We start from the raw sequence: 21,853 nt of genomic DNA on the forward strand, positions 1-21,853 counted from the left end.
CTTTAACCAATTAAATAACTTGATTAAATTATTTTCTTATCAAGAGCAGGCGGAGGGACGAGCCCGATGAAGCCCGGCAACCGATCCAGCATTTAGCTGGGCACGGTGCTAATTCTTGCAGCGAAAGCTGAAAGATGAGAAGAGTTTAGTGTATTTTCTAACCTCTTCTTTGTGAAGAGGTTTTTTTATGCCCAAATTACAACTGAATTCAATAAGTACTGAAGGGATTGATCTTCATGAGTGAAATTACAGCGACATATATAGTCCATGACGCCAAACATAACCCCGAAAAGAAAGCAGAGGGAATCGCGCTTGGCTTAACAGTGGGTTCATGGACTGACTTGCCGGAACTGGATCAAAAACAATTAAAAAAGCATAAGGGGAGAGTGGTTTCTGTTGAAGGTTCAAGCCTGGACCACAATTCAGAAACTGTGGCAACAATCAAAATCGCTTATCCAGCCCTGAACTTTTCACCTGACCTGCCAGCCATTCTTACAACAGTTTTTGGAAAACTTTCGCTTGATGGCAAGGTAAAACTTATCGACCTTGAATTTGGAGAAGAATTAAAGAAAGACTTTCCTGGTCCGCGCTTTGGGATTGAAGGAATCAGGAACAAGCTTGGCGTCCACGACCGCCCATTGCTCATGAGTATCTTCAAAGGTGTCATCGGACGTGATATGGATTTTCTGCTAAAACAGCTTAAAGAACAAAGCCTTGGAGGAGTTGACCTGATCAAGGACGACGAAATCCTGTTTGAAAATGAGCTTACACCTTTTGAAAATAGGATCGCTCTTGGTAAAGAGGTCCTCGAAGAAGTCTATGAATCTACTGGGCACCGAACTCTATATGCTGCCAATCTTACAGGAAGAACCTTACAGTTGAAGGACAAAGCAAGAAAAGCGGCTGAACTGGGAGCCGATGCACTGTTGTTCAATGTATTTGCCTATGGCTTGGATGTTTTACAAGAACTAAGGGAAGATGATGAAATTGGCATCCCGATCATGGCTCACCCTGCAGTAAGCGGTGCGTTGACATCGGCTGATGAATATGGTTTTTCACATTCTTTGCTTCTGGGAAAATTACTCCGCTATGCCGGGGCTGACTTCTCACTGTTCCCGTCACCTTATGGAAGTGTAGCGCTCGAAAAGCAGCAGGCGTTATCAATAGCCGAGGCACTGACTGCTGAGGATCAATTCAAAAGGACATTCCCGGTACCATCAGCAGGCATACATCCTGGAATGGTACCGCTGCTTATAAAAGATTTCGGTGTGGACTCAATCATAAATGCTGGTGGAGGCGTCCATGGACATCCTGGTGGAGCACAGGGCGGCGGCAAGGCATTCAGACAGGCAATTGATACCGTTCTTCAAGGAAAAACACTTGAAGAAGGCGCCCTTGAGCATGATGAGTTGAAAACGGCTATTGCTCTTTGGGGGTCGTCAGAGGCGGTGGCGAAGTGAGACAGCCGGTAATTTTTTGTGACTTTGACGGGACAGTAACCGAAAAGGACAATATCATAGCGATCATGAAAGAATTCGGTTCTGACGGCTGGGATGAAATAAAAGAAGCAGTGCTTGACCGCAGTATTTCAATCCGGGAAGGAGTAGGGAAAATGTTTTCCCTGCTGCCGGTCTCCAAGAAGGAAGAAATTATTCAATTTGCTGTACAGAATGCCAGGATCCGCCCGGGTTTTCAGGAGTTTCTTGATTTTGCCCGTGAGGAAGGGATTCCTGTTTACATCGTCAGCGGCGGTATAGACTTTTTTCTCGAACCCATCATTGAACCATTCGGACCGATAACAGGCATTTACTGCAACGGTTCAGATTTTACCGGAGAAACGATAAAAATTGAATGGCCAAACAGCTGTGATGATCAGTGTTCAAATGATTGCGGCTGCTGCAAACCATCAATCATGAGAAGGATAGATCAAAGAGATGCTTATAAAATCGTCATCGGGGACTCCGTAACAGATTTGGAAGCTGCCAAGCAAGCAGACTTTGTACTGGCTAGAGATTACTTGAAGGATAAATGCGAAGAGTGGGCAATTGCACATAGACCATTTGAAACGTTTTATGACTGTATAGAAGCACTTAAAACTGAGACAGGGGTGAGAGGATGAGCATTTTAGAGTGTAAGTGGGAAGAACTGGCGGATGTAAAGGCCGAACTGGCAGAGCGTGATTGGTTTATGGGAACGAGCGGCAACCTGGCGATTAAAGTGAATGACGACCCGGTGCAATTCCTTGTAACAGCAAGCGGGAAAGATAAGCGGAAAAGAACGGACGAAGACTTTTTGCTCGTAGACCAATTCGGCCGGCCAGTTGAAGAAACACATCTTAAGCCGTCTGCTGAAACGCTCCTCCACGTCGAGGTATACAAAAAAACAAACGCCGGCTGCAGCCTGCATGTCCATACCATTGACAATAATGTCATCTCAGAAGTCTATGGAGACAGGGGCGAAGTACAGTTTCAGGGACAGGAATTAATTAAGGCTTTTAATATTTGGGAGGAGGATGCTGTCCTCAAGATTCCCATAATTCCGAATTATGCGCATATACCAACGTTGGCTAAAGCATTCTCAGAGCATGTAAAAGGAGATACAGGCGCGGTCTTAATCCGTAATCATGGAATCACTGTCTGGGGGAGAAACGCTTTTGAAGCAAAGAAGATTCTTGAGGCTACTGAGTTTTTATTCCGCTACCAGTTAAGGCTCCTTGAACATAAACCATTCCAGTTGTTCAAGGTGGTTTAACTCAGGACTTTTTAAACAGATTTCATAAGTAGATTAAACATTAAGATAAAAGGGAGAGATTCACATGGCATTTATCGTAAAGCAAAACACACAGGAAAGAATCGTTGAAGAGCAGCAGGTAGAAGCATTCCTGAACGCACAGGAAGTTATCTATGAAAAGTGGGATATCAATAAGCTGCCATCAAATCTTCAGGAAAAGTTCCTGTTGACTGACGAGGAAAAACAGCAAATACTCGACGTATTCAAAGCTGAGATTGAGGACATTTCAGAACGCAGAGGCTACAAGGCACAGGACGTCATTTCATTGTCGGACAATACACCGAATCTTGACCAGCTGCTTGCTAATTTTAAGCAGGAACACCATCACACAGATGATGAAGTAAGATTCATCGTAAGTGGTCATGGAGTGTTTGTCATCCAGGGCAATGACGGAGAATTTTTTGAAGTGTTCCTGAATCCTGGAGACTTAATCTCAGTCCCTGAAAATACACGCCATTATTTCACTCTTCAGGATGATCGCCAGGTAGTTGCGGTAAGAATTTTCGTGACAACTGAAGGCTGGGTGCCAATTTACGAAGAGGAAAAAGTCAGCCAGTAATCATAACAAACCGCAAACTTTGTCGAAGTAAATTTTTTCTGCCGTGAATATTGTCTTATTTTGCGAATCTATTTACATTCATCCTAGCATTTGCCATAATTCTTCAAGTAATCTATTTATTTTATTAAGCAATTAAAGTAGTAGAGGAGATATAGAAGTGTATCAATCGCAAATCGCTTTGTTGAAGGAAATTGATCGCGTTAGGGAATTGATGGTGGCTTCTGCACTGGAAACGGGATACACTAGTGCTGAAACAGTCCGTCGCAGCCAGGAACTTGACACTCTAATTTATGAGTATCAGGCATTGTGCAGGGAGACGGAGCTGCAGAGGAAAAAAACAAGAATCCTTTTCAGGCAGATGATCCTGCTTACAAAGAAACAATATATTTTATCGCATGCGTGATACCATTCAGACATATGGAAAAATTTAGCCACTGCCAATAAACCGGCGGTGGCTAAAGTGTTTTTATAAGAGCAAAAAAATTTAACAATTTGCTCAAATTTTCACGATAATGTATCTTTGTGTGATTTTTATCATATTTTTATAGGATTATTTTATATATTTTTAACATAGATAGCTTCTTATCATCAATCTGCTAATGCACCTCTCATCTTGTAACTTTCAATAATTTTTTTACAGCTGACTTTAGTATGTTTATGAAAGTTTATCCTCATTTTTCTTAAAACAATATCACCTATGTTATCTACTTTTTTAATTGTTGGTACTATGCATGTAATACGATTCATATATCGTACTACATAGCATTTTATTTATATAAGGCTGTGTGAAAAGCAACTATCTGGATTTGTCATAAATTAATGTCACATAAGCCTGTATTACAGCTGTTTTATAATACTCGTTTTCTGCAGGGGCTAAAGCCATCTGAACAGGAGGGTTTTTCTTGGTATCAAAAATTCCTTCCTTATTAAATTACCCTTCATATTAAAGAAAACGTTTTAAACGAAAACAGCTAAAAGTAACCGCTTACAAATTAATAGTTTTACATTTTGAGGAGGGGAAAAGAGAGTATGCACATTGTCGTTTGTGTCAAGCAAGTGCCCGATACAAAAATTATCAAAATCAATCCTAAGACCAATACTCTGGACAGGCGAAGCGCACCAGCCATTTTGAATCCTTATGATGCTCACGCTGTACAGGAAGCAGTCAAAATCAGGAATAAAACAGGAGGAACTATTTCTGTTCTTTCAATGGGGCCGCCTCAGGCTGTCGCTGTTATTAAAAAAAGTGTAGAAATTGGCGCGGATCGCGGATACCTGATCTCAGACAGAGCATTTGCAGGAGCAGATACCCTTGCTACAAGCTATGCGCTCTCCAAAGCGCTTGAAAAAATTTCGAAGGATAATCCGATAGACTTAGTCATTTGCGGGAAGCATGCGATCGATGGTGACACAGGACAAGTAGGACCAGGAATTGCCCGCCGGCTTGATATACCTCCAATCACGAATGTTATTGAAGTTTCAGAGGTTAATAAGAAAGAGAAATATGTTCACATAAAGCGTAAGCAAATCGATGGCTACGAGGTGCTTGAATCACAGCTGCCTTGCTTACTGACTGTTGAAAAAGAGATTAATGACATAGAATATGCACCGCTTCCAAATATGATCAATGCGGCACGATATGAACCGGTCATCTGGTCTGTGAATGACCTTGAGGATGTTGACAAGACGCAATTGGGTTTAAAAGGATCTCCAACGATTGTTGGCAAGATGTTCAGTCCTCCAAAACTTGAAGGCGGGAAAAGGATTGAAGGAAATCCTGATTCACAAGTAGAGCAGTTAATGGGAATTTTAATGGAAAGAAAAGATTTATTGAAATTAAAAACAGCCAACTCTTGATTCGATTTAAAAGGGGGAATAGCAGAATGGAAGAAAACCAGGGAGTCTGGGTATTCATTGAAGTAAATGATGGAAAAATCGAAGGAGTTTCACTGGAATTACTGGGTGCAGGAAGGAAGCTTGCCGACAAGCTGGAAGTGCCGCTTTCCGGGGTTATGCTTGGGGAAGGTGTCATGCCTTTAGCTAATGAAGTGATATATGCTGGTGCAGACCAAGTATATGTCGTTGACCATCCTGTCCTGAAGGATTATCGAACTGAGTCCTTCATGAAGGGAGTCTGTACACTTGCTGAAAAATATAAGCCAGAAATTTTCCTTTATGGAGCAACACCAAATGGAAAGGACCTGGCGAGTGCGGTTGCAACGGATCTAAGTACTGGTTTGACAGCTGATACGACGATGCTTGATGTCGATATTGAGAAAAGGCTGCTCGAAGCCAGCCGTCCTGCTTTTGGCGGAAATATAATGGCAACCATTCTATGTAAAAAACACAGGCCGCAAATGGCAACGGTACGGCCTAAGGTGATGAAAGCCCTTGAAACAGATGAAGGCAGGAAGGGAGTCATCATTGAAGAAGAGCTAGAACTTCGCGAAGAGGATATGCGCACAAAAGTGCTTAAAATTGTGAAGGATGTAACAAAAAAAGCAAGCCTTGCTGAAGCCCATGTCATCGTGGCTGGCGGAAAAGGACTAGGCGATATCCAGGGATTCCAGCTAATTCATGAGTTAGCGGAAGTTATCGGTGCAAGTGTTGGAGGTACAAGGGATGTGGTTGAGGCAGGATGGCTGAAGCATGAGCAGCAAATAGGCCAGACTGGCGAGACTGTCACTCCGAAAATCTATTTTGCGATCGGTATTTCAGGGGCAATCCAGCATGTCGAGGGGATGAAAAACTCTGAGCTGATCATTGCCATCAACAAGGATCCAAACGCTCCAATTTTCGATGTAGCCACTTATGGCATTGTCGGGGATGCCTTAGAAATTGTACCGAAACTGATCAAGCAGTTCAAGGAGCTCAGCAAAGAGAAGGGCGGGGAAATGAGCTATGTCTGAAAAATTTGATGTAATCGTCGTAGGAGCCGGCCCTGCTGGAACGTCATGTGCATACAACTGTGCCAAAAACGGACTGAAAGTATTATTGATAGAGCGTGGTGAATACCCGGGATCGAAGAACGTCATGGGCGGAGTTCTTTACCGTAAGCAAATGGAGGATATCATTCCGGAGTTCTGGAGAGAAGCCCCTCTCGAAAGGCCGGTTGTTGAGCAGCGATTCTGGATGATGGATAAAGAATCGGTTGTCCAGTTTGGTTATAAAGGTCTCGAATGGGCGGTTGAACCATATAATAACTTTACAGTACTGCGTGCACATTTTGACCAATGGTTCGCACAGAAAGCTGTCGAACAGGGTGCGTTGTTGATAAATGAAACAGTTGTTACTGAATGTATCGTAGAAAATGGCAAGGTTATAGGGGTGCGTACCGACCGCCCTGATGGAGAAGCATTTGCCGATGTTGTCGTGCTTGCAGATGGTGTAAACTCCCTGCTCTCCAAGCAGCTTGGCTTCCACAGGGAATTCCGTCCTGATGAAGTTGCCCTGACGGTTATGGAAGTAATCAATCTGCCGAAGGACAAAATAAATGAACGCTTCAATCTTGAAGGAAATCACGGAACTACGATTGAGATTTTCGGTGATTCAACACAAGGCAATCTTGGTACCGCCTTCCTTTATACTAACAAGGAAAGCTTGAACATCGGTGTAGGAACTACACTTTCAAGCATGATCAAAGCTAAATTGAAGCCATATGAGCTGCTTGATTACCTGAAAAAACATCCAATGGTTCGTCCTTATCTAGAGGGAGGGGAATCGGCAGAGTACCTGGCCCACTTAATCCCTGAAGGGGGATTCAATTCCGTGCCAAGGGTTGCCGGAAACGGTGTGCTTGTAGTAGGAGATGCTGCCCAGCTGGTAAATGCCATTCACCGTGAGGGCTCAAACATGGCGATGGCTTCAGGGCAAATGGCAGCAGAAGCCATCGTAGAAGCCAAAAATGATGGCGACTTCAGCGAGAACAGCCTGAACCGCTATAAGGAAGCATTGTTCGGCAGCTTCATTATTAAAGACCTTGAAAAATATAAGGATGCTGCACATACCTTTGAGACATACCCGCAATATTTCAAGGAATATCTGCCAATGATGAACAAAGCAATGAGCAAGTTCTTCACAGTAGATGGAACACCTAAGAGAGAAAAACAAAAGGAAATCATGCGCAGCGTGACGGCTGAAAAAGGAACCTTTAAAGTAATGCAAGACATCTATCGTGCCTGGAAGGCGGTGAAATAATGTCAACGACAAACATCGAGGAAAAACAATTTCTTTTAAGGTTTAAGTGTGACACGAAATCACATCTGACAGTTTTGGACCATGACGTCTGCATGACGCAGTGCCCTGACAAACTCTGTACCGTATTTTGCCCGGCTGAAGTATACAAGTGGGAAGGGAAAAGGATGCAGGTAGGCTATGAAGGCTGTCATGAATGCGGCAGCTGCCGGATCGGCTGCCCTTACCAGAATATCAAATGGGAATATCCAAAAGGCGGACACGGAATCGTATTCAGGCTAGCCTGATTTGTTTGGTTAACATGAAAAGACCGGCGGACAAATCGTTCGCCGGTCTTTTTGTTGTGTAAGCTTGTCTAATAAATGAGGAGAATGGAAGGATAAATAAATGATACATGGACTGTGAGAAGGAAAAGGAATAAAAAACAAACTGATATAGATAAAGGAATATGTACTCAACAAGCTGGCCATCAACAATTGTTCTATATTCATCATATGTAAGTTAATTCACAAATGGGTTCAAAAAAAGGTGGAGCTTTTAAGTGAGGGATTTGAAAGAGGGGTTAACTGATTTTTTCTTGCTGGCGTAATGCGTGAAGCTGGTCACTGCGGATCTCTTTTTCTATCTTCCGCGCTGCCTCTACAGCATCATCAAACCGGTCATACAGAGTTGATTCATAAACTGGTTTGTCAGCATCATAGATTCCGGATGAGTCTGATTTGTATATAGTTACGTTCCAATGATAGAATTCACGGTCATTGTCTTGATGTCCCTGAAGTCCAATTATTAAGTGGGTATGCAGTACATCAGGCTGGATTTCGAGGAACGCCTTCTTGTCGCTAAGCCCTGCTGGCACAAGTGACTTTTGATAAAAATCCCGGTACGAATTATTCTGCAAGGTGAAATCACTCCTTTTCCATTAAGCTATAACTTTATTATATGTAAGGATTTATAATATTTGAAGGCGAATTGTTAAAATTTTTTGAAATTTTAACAAAGTGTCATTTTTCCTTCACATTTTCTTAAATAAATCAAAATTGTGATGCCTATCACAACTGAGACTTCAATTGCTTTTTATAATCAAATTATAAGAGATATAGGAGGCCGATTGATATGACAGGTTGTATGAGCGGTATAAACCAAGATTCAAGTTTTACATTAAGTGCAGGTCTTCAGCAATTAAAAAATGAACATCCCCCCTTATTGGATATGCTGGCAAACCTTTTGGATATTTCATTGAAAATTGAGGAAGGGGGGCAGATGGAGGAGAATTTCTCAAGGTTGAGAGAGCTGGTCATTGAGTTTCTTGCTGAGCTTGAGCCGCATTCTGAGCGTGAAGAAGGCGTATTATTTGAAATGATGGCTGTTTATATCGGAAGGGAAATGGGGCCGATTGCGGTTATGGAATATGAACATGATCAGGCAAAACGATTCATTGGAACCTTCCTCCATAACACAAAGGATGGCACGACAGGTTTTACAAGTGAGAAAATGATTGAAAACGCCCAGATGATTAAAAATGCAAATTACACTTTAGTGAGCCATTTTGCTAAAGAAGAAAGCATTCTTTTCCCAATGGCAGAGAATATGTTCAGTGAGGAAGAAAAGCAGGAACTGGCAGCGCGTATAAAATTGATCTAATAGGGATAAAAAAGCGCATGCTTCAGTCAGCACCGGCGCTGGACTATGTGAAAAATAATTTAAAAAGGGTGAAGCCGTCGCGGCTTCACCCTTTTTGTAGTGCGCCCGGCATGGGTGCAATCTATAGGGTGCAAGTCCCGAGCCACGAAGGCAGTAGTAGTGGTTAGCTTAACGCAAGGGTGTCCGCGGCGACGCGGAATCTGAAGGAAGCGAGCGGCAAACCTCCGGTCTGAGGAACACGAACTTCATACAAGGCTAGGTACCATTGGATGAGTTTGCTACACAAAACAAAGTCCTTACTGCCGAAGGTGGTACAGAGTAAATGAAGCAGATAGATGGAGGGAAAGATTGTACTCTTACCCGGGGAGGTCTGGTTGAAACGCCAAGTACACTTGGTAACCTATTTAGCAATAAATAGCTGAACAACCAGAAGTCAGCAGAGGTCATAGTACCTTACCGACTCGAGACGGTAGGGGAAGGACTGAACAATTAGGAAGAACGAGAACTAGGTATACAATTCCTGTGTAGAAGCAGACAATCCGAAAGGACTTACTTGAAGGAGGACGTGGTGAATTCCACAGGGGACTTCAGGAGGGTGGAGCAGGAATAACATAATTAGACTTCTACGTTCACGTCGAAAGGAAATATCACATGTTAATGGATCTGATTCTGTCACGGGAAAACTTAATAGAAGCACTTAAACGTGTGGAGAAGAACAAAGGGAGTCACGGCATAGATGGAATGTCCGTAAAATCCCTACGAAGATATCTCTATGAAAACTGGGACACCCTTTGTGATTCTTTAAGGAAAGGTACCTATCAACCTAACCCAGTCCGTCGAGTCGAAATCCCGAAACCGACCGGAGGAGTTAGATTACTAGGAATACCTACCGTGACAGACCGGTTCGTTCAACAGGCTATCGCTCAAGTTTTAACCCCGCTCTTTGACCCAACCTTCTCAGAACATAGTTATGGGTTCAGGCCAAATCGAAGAGGCCATGACGCTGTTCGTAAAGCAAGGGGATATATAAGCGAAGGTTTCAGATGGGTGATAGACATGGACTTGGAGAAGTTCTTTGACAAAGTGAATCATGATAAGTTGATGGGGATATTGGCAAGCAGAATCCAAGACCGATTGGTCTTGAAATTAATACGGAAATATCTCCAAGCAGGAATCATGATAAATGGTGTAGTCTACGATGCAGAAGAAGGAACACCACAAGGAGGTCCACTGAGCCCTCTTCTTTCGAATATCCTTTTGGATAAGCTTGATAAAGAGTTAGAAAGGAGAGGGCACAAGTTTGTCCGCTACGCCGATGATTGTAATATCTACATGAAATCGAAGAAAGCTGGAGAACGAGTGATGAACTCGATTACATGCTTCATCGAGCAGAAATTAAAGCTCAAAGTAAATAGAGAGAAATCAGCGGTTGACCGCCCGTGGAAACGAAAGTTCCTTGGCTTTAGCTTTACGGTTAATAAGAAACCGAAGGTTCGAATAGCCAATGAAAGTATTAAAAGGCTTAAAGCCAAAATACGAGAGCTAACCTCCCGTTCTAAACCAACCCCTATGGAAGTTAGAATTGAGAAACTGAATCAATATCTAACGGGATGGTGTGGATATTTTGCATTGGCTGATACACCAAGTAAATTCAAAGAATTTGATGAGTGGATTAGAAGAAGACTTCGTATGATTGAATGGAAACAATGGAAGAACCCCAAGACAAGAGTAAGAAAGCTCAAAAGTCTAGGCGTTCCTGATCAAAAGGCATACGAATGGGGAAACTCCAGAAAGAAATACTGGAGAATAGCCTCTAGTCCAATTCTACACAAAACCCTCGATAACTCTTACTGGAGTAATCGAGGGCTCAAAAGTCTATATCAAAGATATGAATTTCTACGTCAAACTTAATTGAACCGCCGTATACCGAACGGTACGTACGGTGGTGTGAGAGGTCGGGGGTTAGTCACCCCCTCCTACTCGATTATAATTAAGCTTCTGTAATCGTAACAAGCTTAATGTCTTTTGTATCGAATCTATAAAAAACATTATCCTCTCCAGTGAACTCGATCATCCCTTCTTGATCTTTCGCATCCTGGATGGCTTCTGAAATGTTTTCTACCTCGATTGGTCGTGAAACTTGAAAATCTTTTTCAAAAAAATAGTTAATCTTAAATTTAGACATGTTGTTCTCCCTTCTTTTTATCCTCACTTTCTTTTTTTCCTTAACAGGAGTATGTCTAAACATGAATATGCAAATGGAATATTTTAATTTTCATTCTCGAGCTTAATTGTTCCATTCCGCCAGTTTTTCATCGGAAGGAAGGAACATAGTCAGAATTCCCAGAAGGGGCAGGAATCCGACACAGATGATCATCAGAGGCAATCCGATCAAGTCAGCAAGGTATCCTAATCCGACAGAACCGATGGCCCCCATACCGAATGCGAGACCTACTGTCAGGCCAGCCATCGTACCGATTTTGCCCGGAACGAGCTCCTGTGCATATACAACAGTTACTGAAAAGCTCGACATCAGAATAAAGCCGCTTACCGTCAGCAGAGCAAACGCAATAGTATATGGCATAAATGGAATGATTGCGGACAATGGAGCAGTAGCAATCATCGATAAAAATATGATGTTTTTCTTTCCAAATCGGTCTGCCAGCGGACCGCCGAAAAATGTGCCGAATGCACCGGCAACAAGGAACGCAAACAGGAATATTTGTGCCTCCCTGATCGAAAGGCCATATTTCTCGATTGCATAAAACGCGTAAAAATTCGTCATCCCTGAAATATACCAGGACCGGGCAAAAATCAAAAATAGAATCAAAACGAGTGCCATTTTAATGTTTTTTGAGATTCCCTTGCTGACCTGTACGCTTGCTTTCTTGGCTTTGGCGGCTAATTTTTCATAATCCAATTTACGGCTGTACCAGGCTGCGATATATAAGAGCAGACCAACAGCAATTGCTGCAACTAACGTAAACCAAATTGCTCCGAATTGACCGAGCGGTACGAGGATGAGCGCAGTAATCAGCGGGGCAAGTGCCTGCCCGGAATTGCCGCCGACCTGGTATATGGACTGTGCCAATCCCCTGCGCGGGCCGGCTGCCATATAGGCTACACGGGAGCCTTCTGGATGGAAAACAGCTGACCCAAGTCCTATGAATAAAACGGAAAGAATAACAAATTCAAAACTTGAAGCGAATGCAAGGCCAAGAACACCGAACATTGTCGAGGTCAAACCCAGCGGCAGGGCATAAGGCATTGGCTTTTTGTCAGTTGCCATTCCAATCAAGGGCTGAAGGATGGAGGAGACAATATTCAAAGAAAAGGCGATCATCCCTAATTGGGTAAATGAAAGCCCCATAGATTTTTCAAGGATCGGGAACATCGCTGGAATAACAGATTGAATAGAATCATTAAGTAAATGTACTAATCCGATGATGAAGAGTATTTTATATGCTGTATCGTTTTGGTTCTGCGGTTTTGCTCTAACGGCGGCAGCTGATTGGCTCATGAATGTCTCCTACTGAAATTATTTCGGTTTCCTACATATCATTTTACAAAAAAAGTCACAAGATAAAAATAGCTTTTCTGCCGAAAAATATGTTCTAATATAATTTAGAAAATACAGATTATTTATAAGGGGGAACTTTTGAATGGAAAAAGCCGTGAGTTCATTGATGAACCAGGAGATTTTAAATGATTTTCTGGATCGGTTTAATCTGGAGAGGGAAGTAAAAAAACTGGGTGATTTTGAGAACTATGTTTTTGAAACATATAGAAATGGCCATCCATATATCATGCGGCTCACACACAGTTCCCACCGGAGCAAGGATGAGGTTTTAGCCGAACTGGACTGGATGAGGCATCTAAACAACGAAGGTCTGTCGGTTCCGGAAGTTTTCCCCTCCAAAAACGGGCTTCTTGCAGAAGAAATTCTGGCAGAAGATAGAAGTGAATTCTATGGTTGTTTATTTGCTAAAGCGCCAGGAGCTGCAGTCAGTGTGCGGTCAGAAAAATTCAATGAAGAACTGTTCAAAAAATGGGGGGAAACGACAGCAAGGATGCATCATGCCACAAAATCCTATAAGCCATCTGAAGGCATAAAAGCACGCAGCAGCTGGGATGAGGACGAACTTTTGTCAGTTGAAAAATATTATCCTTCTGACGAGAGGGAATTAGTAGAAAACGCGAAAGAAGTGATTGCAGAGATTTCCGCTCTTCCAAAAAATATAGATAATTACGGTGTCATCCATACTGACATCCATTCAGGGAACTTTTTTTATGATGGAGAACAGATTCATGTTTTTGATTTTGATGATGCGAGTTACCATTGGTTCGCCTCAGATATCGCAATTCCTTTGTACTATTCAATCATATATCGAATCCCTGCTGGCGAGGAAGAAGCACGAAATCGCTTCGGCCAGATGTTTCTTGATGCGTTTATAAAAGGATACCAAAAAGCGAACGATTTGCCCGAAGGCTGGAAGGAACAAGTTCCGTTGTTCCTGATGCTTCGCGATATTGTCCTGTATTCAGTCCTGCACAAAAAAATCGCTCCAGAGGATAGGGACGAAAAATTGAAAGTTATGATGGATGAAATCGCAGTCAGGATCAGGAATAAACAGCCGATTATAAATATTAAAAACTAAAAGGAAAACACCAGAGCAAATTGCTTCTGGTGTTTTCGTCAATTTACCAGCCGCGGCTGGCACCGCCTCCTCCGGAAGATCCGCCTCCTCCTCCTCGAGGTCCTCCGCCACCGCCGCCTCTCGATATAATCGATAGCAGCAAGTAGGTTAGGGTCCCGCCGAAGAACATAAAATCCAGGACAATGACGCCGATAACGATTATGACGAGCAGCCATGATGGTATTGGCAAGTCTTGCTGCTGAACATCACGCGGTGCACTGCCGAATTCATTTGTACCTGATACCTCGTTAGCAAGCGCCTGATACGTATTCATGACAGCAAGGTTAGGCTGGCCATTTTGTAAATGTGGAATCGCATATTCATCAAGGATTCGTCCGGATTTGCCATCAGGGATGATTCCTTCTAGTCCATATCCGACTTCAATCCTGATTTTCTTTTCCTGCATGGCTATCACTAGCAGCACGCCGTTATCATTTTCTTTCGTTCCAAGCCCAAATTTTCTGTAAGCTTCGACTGAGTATTCCTCAATGCTTGACTCGCCGATCGAGTCTACAGTAAGGACAGCAATCTGAGAAGTAGTCTGATCATCAATCGACCTTCCGATATTTTTTAACTGTATTTCCTCGTTCTCGCTTAAAACATTGGCGAAATCCTGGACATATATATCCCCAACTGGTGCAGGTATCTCATTTGGTGCGGCGATTGCCCCGGTAGGAAGCAGCAATAGCAGGATGCCAAGTATTGCCACCAGGCCAGGGAATCTATTTATGCTCATCCTCAGCCTCCAAAGTCAACCTCAGGGGCTTCCTGTGCCCGAGGGTCCGCCTGGAAGTATTCCTTTTCGTCGAAACCTGTTATGTTAGCGATGATGGCACCTGGGAATTGCTTTACTTTCCGGTTATAAACGGATACCTGATCATTGTAATCCTTTCTTGCCACAGCCAGTCTATTTTCCGTACCGGCAAGCTCATCCATTAATTGGGTGAACTGCCTGTCCGCTTTCAGGTTTGGGTAGTTTTCCACAACGACAAGCAAGCGGCTTAAGGCACCGGACAATTCGGCATTAGCAGTTGCCTGCTCTTCCGGCGTATTCGCTCCCGCTAATCTAGCACGAGCATCTGAGATGGATTGGATGACTTCTTTTTCATGAGCTGCATACCCCTTGACCGAATTGACAAGGTTTGGGATGAGGTCAAGTCTCCGCTGAAGCTGGTTCTCTACCTGGGCATATGCCTGGTTGACATTCTCTTCCTCGGCAACGAAGTTATTATAGCTGCCAACTCCCATCATGATGAAAATTCCTAGTAAGACTAATAAACCAATGACAATTCCTAATCCTTTTTTCACTCTAGCCACTCCTAATTCTTAGTTGTTTGGTGATGCCCGTATTTTTCCCTCATTTGTGAGGGTTTTAAACTTAATAGAATTGATACTCTCTTGCCACGGAAACTTACCTCCTTATCTTTCCACTTGAAATCCTTCATTTTATTATTGGAAACCCTGTTGATTGTAGTGGAAGGCGCGTAGACTCCTCCGAAAATGCTAACGCATTTCCCTCGTGCGTGGGCAGGTTCGAGGAAGCTGAATCAATGTCCTGCAGGATCAGCTGGACAGTTGAGACCCCGCAGGAGCTTGCTCCGAGGAGGCTCACCGCCAGCCCTGCGGAAAGCGAAACGCCTGGAACGAAAATCAACAGTCTTGTTTAAGGACTTTATTTAGTTTTTCATATAAAATTAAGGGAAATACTGATAAAAACAACGAATTCAGATATACTCTAGTTATGGATTAGTCGATTGAGGTAAAGGAATGAAATTGTATGAAAAATGAGACAGAAAAATCTTTGAAATTATTCATTGTATTATCCAGAGCGTACAGGGCTGTCAATGAAAAGGTGAACAAGGTCATCCAAAGAAATGGACTGAACCCGACTGAATTTGCTGTTTTAGAGCTTTTATACCACAAAGGCGAACAGCCATTGCAGCAAATAGGGGGAAAGATTCTTCTGGCAAGCGGCAGTATCACCTATGTAGTTGATAAACTTGAAGAAAAAGGCTATTTAAACAGAGTAGCCTGTCCTAAAGATCGAAGAGTCACTTATGCGAAAATTTCTGAAGATGGAAGAAAACTAATAGAAGAAATTTTTCCTGAACACAGCGCGTTGATCCACGAACTGATGGACAGCCTGAATGATGATGAAAAAGACACAGCGATTGAGTTGCTAAAAAAGCTGGGCCTATCTGTAAGCAAATATTAAAAAACGGCAAATGCCGTTTTTTTATTGTTTTCTTCTGAAAAATTTATCTAAAGAGCAGTTATAAAAAGGGAAAAAGGGAATATCCGTAGAATAGGAAAGGGATGGGGATAATACATCCCTTATAAAGAAAAAGGGGGCAATACCGTGAAATATGAGCAATATACATATACCCGCCCGAATTTGGATGAAGTCACTGCTAAATTCGATAAACTTCTCGAACAATTCAAAAATGCAGGCTCTGTTGAGGAGCAAAGCACGGCAATGAATGGCATCAATAATTTGCGCAATGATGTCGGCACAATGTTCAATCTTTGCTATATCCGCCATTCTATCGATACCGAAGATGAGTTCTATAAGCAAGAACAGGATTTCCTGGATGAACTGGCTCCACAGGTAGAGGGCTTGGTGACAAAGTATTATGAAGCACTTGTTTCGTCTTCTTTCCGTGATGAACTCGAAGCCAAATGGGGAAGTCAGCTTTTCGCTTTGGCCGATGCACAGTTAAAACAGTTTTCACCGGAAATCGTTCCATTGATGCAGAAGGAAAACAAGCTTTCCACTGAATATACAAAGCTTGTTGCTTCAGCGAAAATCATGTTCGAAGGGGAAGAGAGGACTCTTGCACAGCTTGATCCTTTTACAGAGTCTAAAGACCGTGAAACAAGAAAGAAAGCAAGTGAAGCTAAATTTGCATTCTTTTCCGAGCATGGAGAAGAGTTCGATCGGATTTATGATGAGCTTGTTAAAGTGAGAACTGGGATGGCCCATAAACTTGGCTACAGTAACTTTGTAGAGCTTGCTTACTATCGCATGTTCCGTACTGACTATGACAGCAGCATGGTAGCAGCATTCAGGGACCAGGTTCATAAATACATCGTTCGGGTCGCTTCGAAGCTTAAGGAACGTCAAAAGAATCGTATAGGTGTCGGGGAATTAAAGTACTATGATGAGCCATTCGATTTCAAAACCGGTAATGCGGCTCCAAAAGGAAGTCCTGACTGGATCATTGAAAATGGACAGAAAATGTATAATGAGCTATCTCCTCAGACAGGCGAATTCTTCCGTTACATGAATGAAAACAATCTGATGGACCTGGTTGCAAAGAAAGGTAAAGCAGGCGGAGGCTATTGCACATATATTGAAAACTATAAGTCACCATTCATATTCTCGAACTTTAACGGCACCTCAGGCGATATTGATGTGCTGACACATGAAGCGGGCCATGCCTTCCAGGTATATTCAAGCCGTCATTTTGAAATTCCGGAATATAACTGGCCTACCTATGAGGCTTGTGAAATCCACTCGATGAGCATGGAGTTCTTCACATGGCCATGGATGGAACTATTCTTCAAAGAGGATACCGATAAATATAAATTCTCGCATCTAAGCAGTGCGCTGCTATTCTTGCCATACGGAGTTTCTGTTGACGAATTCCAGCACTGGGTCTATGAAAATCCTGAGGCTACCCCTGCAGAAAGAAAGCAGCAATGGCGTGAGATCGAGAAGAAGTATTTACCGCATAAAGACTATGATGGAAACACTTATTTAGAAGAAGGCGGATTCTGGCAGCGACAGGGCCATATCTATAATTCACCTTTCTACTATATCGATTACACGCTTGCGCAGATTTGTGCATTCCAATTCTGGAAGCGTTCAAGAGAAAATCAGTCCGAAGCATGGAATGATTATGCTAACCTCTGCAAGCTGGGAGGAAGCATGGCTTTCACTGACCTAGTCAAGGAAGCGAATCTGATTTCACCATTCGAAGAGGGCTGCGTCCAGTCAGTAATTGGCGAAATCGAGAGCTGGCTTGATTCAGTTGACGATAGCAAGCTGTAAAAAATAGTGGCACTTACAGTCTGCAGACAAACGATGAAAATCGGTTTGTCTGCAGTTTTTTATTTTTATTGATTGTGGATTTGTTATCATACGAGGAACGGTACCCTTATGAGTGTGGAAATACTATTATAAGAATATCTTTCAAATTTAAAATTAATAAAAGCCCGCATCCTCATGCGGGCTTCATCACTATAAGCTGCGTTCTTTTTTTACCTGTCTGAAGAAAAACACCTCATAAATAACAGGAATCAGAATCAACGTTAATAGAGTGGAGGAGGTGAGTCCTCCAATTACGGTTACTGCCAGCCCTTTTGAAATCAGGGTGCCAGATGAAGTAGTGAGCGCTAATGGAATCAATGCAGCGATCGTCGCAAAGGCCGTCATCAGGATTGGCCGCAGCCTGGTGATTCCTGCTTCAACAAGCGCCTCGCGGATAGGCATTCCTTTCTCTGTCCGGTTCTGGCCAATCCGGTCAACCATGACGATCGCATTGGTTGTAACAATCCCAATTAGCATCAGCAATCCGATCATGACGCTAACTGACATCGGCTCATCTGCAATCCATAGTCCGAGGAGGGAGCCGATTGGGACGAAAATCAAGGATGACAGGATTATGAAAGGGATCCTTGCCTGACCGAATGTGATCAGCATGGTCAAATAGACAAGTCCGATGGCCACAATCATTGCAATTCCCAATTGTGTGAACGTTTCAACTGTCTCATCACTGCCGCCCCCGCCTTCAAGGGAAACACTATCAGGCAGTTCAATATCATTTTGGACACCATCAATAACGGCATTCGATACTGCTCTAATGTCATTTGAATCAATTTGTGCTGAAACGCGGGCGAATATCTTGCCATCTAATTTCTGGATCGAGGTAAATGCCTCCGTTTCAGTGATACGGGCGATTTCGGTGATCGGAACCGGCCCTTGTTGAGTGAAGATCATGGTATTCTTGAGATCCTCTATGGTTTCGGATTTTTCATTGTAGGTAATGGAAACACGGCGGTCTTCACCGCCCAGTTTCATTAAACCAGCATCAACAGGCTTCGTTTTATCAGTTATGGTACCAAGAACCTGGAATCCGGAAACCCCTAATTGAGCAGATTTTTCTGGGTCGATATCTACAATAACTTGCTTTTGTTTCTCGGAAAAATTGTTGGATACATATTTTAGGTCTTCCTGCTTCATCATGTAATCTTCTACCCTGGCAGCCGCGTCCTGTAAGACAGCCAAATCAGTAGAGTACAAGTCAATGTTGACATTATTATTGGATGGCGGACCACCTGTGGATTGTTCCTGGATACCGATTTTTGCATCTGGCTCTATTGATAGAACGATATCTTCCATTTCTTTTTCTAGCTCAGGTATAAACTCGGAAACACTTACGCCATCTCCCAGACTGATAAAATAGTTCGCCTGGTTTTGTCGTTTGAGACCGGTCTGGAAGTCCCGACTGCCGATTCCAACGGTCACATCATTAATTTCCTTTTGTTCTGCGAACATATTCTCGACCTTCAAAGATACTTCATTCGTTTTATCAAGCGAAGTAGAAGATGGCAGCTGGAAAGTAGCGACCAGCAGCTTTTGCTCCTCGTTAGGAATGAACGTGAAACCAAGACCTTTGACAAGGAATCCTGAACCCGCAAGCAGGGCAATTGAGAGGAAGATGACAAGGGCCTTATGATTCAATGACCATTTGATTGAAGAGGCATATGCTCTTTGCAGCGCACCTTCTTTTTCTTCCTTAGGAACCTTCTTGAATGAGAATTTTGCCAGGATTGGGACGATTGTGACAGCTACGATTAATGATGCGAGCAAGGAAAAAACAATAGTCAAAGCGAATGGCAAAAAGAATTCCCCAGTAATTCCCCCGACAAGTCCTAACGGCAGGAATACAACAACCGTGGTTATCGTTGAGGATGTGATCGCCTTCAGAATTTCCTTAGTGGAATCCTGAATCAAATCATCTGTCATCGCTTTATTTGCTTTTCGGACTCTCCGGAAGATGTTCTCAATCACTACGATACTATCATCGACCACCCTGCCAACTGCGACTGCCATGCCGCCAAGTGTCATGATGTTCAATGAAATATCAAGCTGGTTCAAAAAGATCGACGAAATCAATAGCGAAAGGGGAATCGACACAATCGCAATGATTGTCGCCCTGAAGTTCCTCAGGAAGATCAATACAGCGATCGAAGCGAACAGGGCTCCTAGCAAACCTTCCTTTACAAGGGTATTGACCGATTTTTCAATTCCTTCGGCGGAATCGAAACCAATCGCGTATTCAAGCCGGTCGTCATAACTGTTTATAACCGCCAGAACCTTCTCGGCAACTTCCACCGTATTGGCATCCTGCTTTTTTGTGATGGCCATTGATAAAGACTCTTTTTCGTTGTAACGGGTGATTTCCGGTTTTTCAGTGACAACTTCAATTGAAGCTATTTCTCCCAATTTTACCGGCGGTGCATTCGGGGCGAATTTTGACTGCATCACCAGGTTTTCGAGTTCATTGATTTCTTCAATTTTTTCCTGCACCCTTACTGGCACCTGGATTTCATTTTCATTTAAATTGCCAGCTGGAAAGCTGAATTTTTTTGCATTGATACTTTCTTTAATTTCATTCAGGCTAATGGCAAGCTGGGCAGCCTTTTCCTGATCAACAGTAATTTGGAGGATCTCCTCAGTCATACCGCCAACTGAGACACTGTTGATTCCCTGGATCTTATTCAGTTTAGGGATAATTTCATCGTTCACAAGCTTTTCAAGGTCTTGATCTCCTTTTGCGAACAGAGAAATATTAAAAATTGGGAATGTGCCAAATGAAAAGCGGTTTACATTTGCTTCTACATTTTCAGGAAGTCCTGCCTCCTTGATGAAGGAATTGACCTGCTGTTCGGCATCATCCAATTCAGTTTCGAAAGGGAATTCAAGATTGATGATCGCGATGCTTTCAAAGGAAGAGCTCTGGATTTTCTTTAGTCCATCGATTCCCTTGAATTTAGTTTCCAATTTTTCTGTCACTTGTTCATTGATATCCTGAGGAGAAGCCCCCGGATAAATGACTTCAACAGAAAGCTGCGGGAACTCGATATTCGGAAGTAAATCGACCTTCAGGCGAGTGAAGGAATATAGGCCTCCAAGTATTAATAAAAAGGAAATGATAAATACAGCGAAAGCATTTTTGAGACTGAATCTTGTCAGAAACCCCATTAAATTTACCTCATTTCTTTTGGAAAAGTTATGCTCTTATTCTATATGTCTTCTATGTACATTTCATTTTTAAACTGTAAAAATTAAAATATATTTTCTCATTGATTGTTGCTGCAGGACCAAGCAAACAAACACTGTTATCAAGACGCTTTTCAAAGAGACTTTATACTGATCAGGCTATGTCAGCCAAAGCTGTCAAGAAAGTGCTGTAATTGTGACAGCCTTCAGGTGATGGAGCTCAAACCTGTCAAGAAAAGGCTGTTATCGTGACAGCTTTCAGGTGATGGAGCTCAAACCTGTCAAGAAAAGGCTGTTATCGTGACAGCTTTCAGGTGAAAAGCTCAAAGCTGTCAAGAAAGTACTGTTATTGTGACAGTTTTTAAGTGAAAGAGGGCAAAGCTGTCAAGAAAGTGCTGTTATCGTGACAGCTTTCAGGTGAAAAGCTCAAAGCTGTCAAGAAAAAGCCGTAATTGTGACAGCTTTCAGGTGATGGAGGCCAAAGCTGTCAAGAAAGTGCTGTAATTGTGACAGCCTTCAGGTGATGGAGCTCAAACCTGTCAAGAAAAAGCCGTTATTATGACAGCTTTTAAGTAAGAGAGGCCAAAGCTGTCAAGCAAATCAAATTCCTCTAAGAGTTGCGCCATAGATACAAAAAAATCGCTCTACTGCCCACCAGGCAGCAAAGCGGTTCAACAGTATATA

20 protein-coding genes and 1 riboswitch are annotated in these 21,853 nt (G+C 42.8%); of the genes, 14 read left to right on the forward strand and 6 right to left on the reverse strand.

The annotated features are described in order from the left end of the window. Window positions 1-33 precede the first annotated feature (33 nt). A riboswitch (SAM riboswitch) is annotated at window positions 34-141 on the forward strand. Between the two features lie 95 nt (window positions 142-236). The 9 genes from mtnW (at window position 237) to FOF60_RS07580 (ending at window position 7,830) form a co-directional block, all read left to right on the forward strand. Further along, window positions 237-1,460, forward strand: a complete 1,224-nt coding sequence (mtnW, locus tag FOF60_RS07540) for a 2,3-diketo-5-methylthiopentyl-1-phosphate enolase (protein ID WP_192472668.1) — start codon at window positions 237-239, stop codon at window positions 1,458-1,460. Beyond that, complete coding sequence (locus FOF60_RS07545; RefSeq protein WP_192472669.1) at window positions 1,457-2,119, forward strand: 2-hydroxy-3-keto-5-methylthiopentenyl-1-phosphate phosphatase; 663 nt, start codon at window positions 1,457-1,459, stop codon at window positions 2,117-2,119. The genes mtnW and FOF60_RS07545 overlap by 4 nt, the downstream gene beginning before the upstream one ends. Further along, complete coding sequence (locus FOF60_RS07550) at window positions 2,116-2,751, forward strand: methylthioribulose 1-phosphate dehydratase (protein WP_192472670.1); 636 nt, start codon at window positions 2,116-2,118, stop codon at window positions 2,749-2,751. Before FOF60_RS07545 ends, FOF60_RS07550 begins: the two co-directional genes overlap by 4 nt. Window positions 2,752-2,815: 64 nt before the next feature. Then, window positions 2,816-3,349 (forward strand): 1,2-dihydroxy-3-keto-5-methylthiopentene dioxygenase, encoded by a 534-nt coding sequence (locus FOF60_RS07555; protein ID WP_192472671.1) that lies wholly within the window; start codon window positions 2,816-2,818, stop codon window positions 3,347-3,349. 157 nt (window positions 3,350-3,506) lie between these two features. Beyond that, on the forward strand, window positions 3,507-3,752 hold the full coding sequence (locus tag FOF60_RS07560) for an aspartyl-phosphate phosphatase Spo0E family protein (protein ID WP_251613633.1): 246 nt from the start codon (window positions 3,507-3,509) through the stop codon (window positions 3,750-3,752). A gap of 626 nt (window positions 3,753-4,378) precedes the next feature. Beyond that, window positions 4,379-5,206: an electron transfer flavoprotein subunit beta/FixA family protein gene (locus FOF60_RS07565; RefSeq protein ID WP_192472672.1), complete on the forward strand. Its 828-nt coding sequence runs from the start codon at window positions 4,379-4,381 to the stop codon at window positions 5,204-5,206. A gap of 26 nt (window positions 5,207-5,232) precedes the next feature. After that, on the forward strand, window positions 5,233-6,258 hold the full coding sequence (locus FOF60_RS07570; protein ID WP_192472673.1) for an electron transfer flavoprotein subunit alpha/FixB family protein: 1,026 nt from the start codon (window positions 5,233-5,235) through the stop codon (window positions 6,256-6,258). Continuing rightward, window positions 6,251-7,546 carry an FAD-dependent oxidoreductase gene (locus tag FOF60_RS07575; RefSeq protein WP_192472674.1) on the forward strand — a complete coding sequence of 432 codons (1,296 nt, stop codon included), beginning with the start codon at window positions 6,251-6,253 and terminating at the stop codon, window positions 7,544-7,546. Before FOF60_RS07570 ends, FOF60_RS07575 begins: the two co-directional genes overlap by 8 nt. Beyond that, entirely contained in the window at window positions 7,546-7,830 is a 285-nt protein-coding gene (locus FOF60_RS07580) for a ferredoxin family protein (RefSeq protein ID WP_023615122.1), read from the forward strand. Before FOF60_RS07575 ends, FOF60_RS07580 begins: the two co-directional genes overlap by 1 nt. 275 nt (window positions 7,831-8,105) lie before the next feature. Here FOF60_RS07580 and FOF60_RS07585 read toward each other — a convergent pair whose 3' ends face one another. Next, the gene (locus FOF60_RS07585) at window positions 8,106-8,441 is read right to left on the reverse strand and encodes a hypothetical protein (RefSeq protein ID WP_192472675.1); all 336 of its coding nucleotides are present in this window, start codon (window positions 8,439-8,441) and stop codon (window positions 8,106-8,108) included. A gap of 215 nt (window positions 8,442-8,656) precedes the next feature. On the opposite strand from FOF60_RS07585, the gene FOF60_RS07590 reads away from it, so the two are divergent. Then, window positions 8,657-9,184, forward strand: a complete 528-nt coding sequence (locus FOF60_RS07590) for a hemerythrin domain-containing protein (RefSeq protein ID WP_192472676.1) — start codon at window positions 8,657-8,659, stop codon at window positions 9,182-9,184. Between the two features lie 651 nt (window positions 9,185-9,835). Next, entirely contained in the window at window positions 9,836-11,095 is a 1,260-nt protein-coding gene (gene ltrA / locus FOF60_RS07595) for a group II intron reverse transcriptase/maturase (RefSeq protein ID WP_192472677.1), read from the forward strand. A gap of 79 nt (window positions 11,096-11,174) precedes the next feature. Here ltrA and FOF60_RS07600 read toward each other — a convergent pair whose 3' ends face one another. Both FOF60_RS07600 and FOF60_RS07605 read right to left on the reverse strand, forming a co-directional pair. Then, complete coding sequence (locus FOF60_RS07600) at window positions 11,175-11,369, reverse strand: hypothetical protein (protein ID WP_192472678.1); 195 nt, start codon at window positions 11,367-11,369, stop codon at window positions 11,175-11,177. 102 nt (window positions 11,370-11,471) lie between these two features. Next, on the reverse strand, window positions 11,472-12,704 hold the full coding sequence (locus FOF60_RS07605; RefSeq protein ID WP_192472679.1) for an MFS transporter: 1,233 nt from the start codon (window positions 12,702-12,704) through the stop codon (window positions 11,472-11,474). Between the two features lie 142 nt (window positions 12,705-12,846). Here FOF60_RS07605 and FOF60_RS07610 point away from each other — a divergent pair, with 142 nt between their 5' ends. Beyond that, complete coding sequence (locus FOF60_RS07610) at window positions 12,847-13,842, forward strand: phosphotransferase enzyme family protein (protein WP_192472680.1); 996 nt, start codon at window positions 12,847-12,849, stop codon at window positions 13,840-13,842. Window positions 13,843-13,885: 43 nt separating this feature from the next. Here FOF60_RS07610 and FOF60_RS07615 read toward each other — a convergent pair whose 3' ends face one another. Together FOF60_RS07615 and FOF60_RS07620 are read right to left on the reverse strand one after the other, a co-directional pair. Then, on the reverse strand, window positions 13,886-14,617 hold the full coding sequence (locus FOF60_RS07615) for a TPM domain-containing protein (protein WP_251613627.1): 732 nt from the start codon (window positions 14,615-14,617) through the stop codon (window positions 13,886-13,888). 2 nt (window positions 14,618-14,619) lie between these two features. Continuing rightward, window positions 14,620-15,189, reverse strand: coding sequence for a LemA family protein (locus FOF60_RS07620; protein WP_192472681.1), 570 nt, complete (start codon window positions 15,187-15,189; stop codon window positions 14,620-14,622). A 469-nt stretch (window positions 15,190-15,658) separates the two neighbouring features. Here FOF60_RS07620 and FOF60_RS07625 point away from each other — a divergent pair, with 469 nt between their 5' ends. After that, window positions 15,659-16,096 (forward strand): MarR family winged helix-turn-helix transcriptional regulator, encoded by a 438-nt coding sequence (locus FOF60_RS07625; RefSeq protein ID WP_192472682.1) that lies wholly within the window; start codon window positions 15,659-15,661, stop codon window positions 16,094-16,096. A gap of 144 nt (window positions 16,097-16,240) precedes the next feature. Further along, window positions 16,241-17,935, forward strand: a complete 1,695-nt coding sequence (locus FOF60_RS07630; RefSeq protein WP_192472683.1) for a M3 family oligoendopeptidase — start codon at window positions 16,241-16,243, stop codon at window positions 17,933-17,935. Between the two features lie 189 nt (window positions 17,936-18,124). On the opposite strand, the gene FOF60_RS07635 is transcribed toward FOF60_RS07630, so the two are convergent. Further along, on the reverse strand, window positions 18,125-21,151 hold the full coding sequence (locus tag FOF60_RS07635; RefSeq protein ID WP_192472684.1) for an efflux RND transporter permease subunit: 3,027 nt from the start codon (window positions 21,149-21,151) through the stop codon (window positions 18,125-18,127). Window positions 21,152-21,853 lie beyond the last annotated feature (702 nt).

The sequence above is a fragment of the Mesobacillus jeotgali genome, from assembly GCF_014856545.2.
GTDB lineage: Bacteria > Bacillota > Bacilli > Bacillales > Cytobacillaceae > Mesobacillus.

Bases quoted from the DNA above. Each gene is read 5' to 3' on its own strand.
- mtnW (WP_192472668.1), top strand. From the start codon at position 237: ATGAGTGAAATTACAGCGACATATATAGTCCATGACGCCAAACATAAC.
- FOF60_RS07550 (WP_192472670.1), top strand. From the start codon at position 2,116: ATGAGCATTTTAGAGTGTAAGTGGGAAGAACTGGCGGATGTAAAGGCC.
- FOF60_RS07555 (WP_192472671.1), top strand. From the start codon at position 2,816: ATGGCATTTATCGTAAAGCAAAACACACAGGAAAGAATCGTTGAAGAG.
- FOF60_RS07565 (WP_192472672.1), top strand. From the start codon at position 4,379: ATGCACATTGTCGTTTGTGTCAAGCAAGTGCCCGATACAAAAATTATC.
- FOF60_RS07570 (WP_192472673.1), top strand. From the start codon at position 5,233: ATGGAAGAAAACCAGGGAGTCTGGGTATTCATTGAAGTAAATGATGGA.
- FOF60_RS07575 (WP_192472674.1), top strand. From the start codon at position 6,251: ATGTCTGAAAAATTTGATGTAATCGTCGTAGGAGCCGGCCCTGCTGGA.
- FOF60_RS07580 (WP_023615122.1), top strand. From the start codon at position 7,546: ATGTCAACGACAAACATCGAGGAAAAACAATTTCTTTTAAGGTTTAAG.
- FOF60_RS07590 (WP_192472676.1), top strand. From the start codon at position 8,657: ATGACAGGTTGTATGAGCGGTATAAACCAAGATTCAAGTTTTACATTA.
- ltrA (WP_192472677.1), top strand. From the start codon at position 9,836: ATGTTAATGGATCTGATTCTGTCACGGGAAAACTTAATAGAAGCACTT.
- FOF60_RS07600 (WP_192472678.1), bottom strand. From the start codon at position 11,369: ATGTCTAAATTTAAGATTAACTATTTTTTTGAAAAAGATTTTCAAGTT.
- FOF60_RS07605 (WP_192472679.1), bottom strand. From the start codon at position 12,704: ATGAGCCAATCAGCTGCCGCCGTTAGAGCAAAACCGCAGAACCAAAAC.
- FOF60_RS07610 (WP_192472680.1), top strand. From the start codon at position 12,847: ATGGAAAAAGCCGTGAGTTCATTGATGAACCAGGAGATTTTAAATGAT.
- FOF60_RS07615 (WP_251613627.1), bottom strand. From the start codon at position 14,617: ATGAGCATAAATAGATTCCCTGGCCTGGTGGCAATACTTGGCATCCTG.
- FOF60_RS07625 (WP_192472682.1), top strand. From the start codon at position 15,659: ATGAAAAATGAGACAGAAAAATCTTTGAAATTATTCATTGTATTATCC.
- FOF60_RS07635 (WP_192472684.1), bottom strand. From the start codon at position 21,151: ATGGGGTTTCTGACAAGATTCAGTCTCAAAAATGCTTTCGCTGTATTT.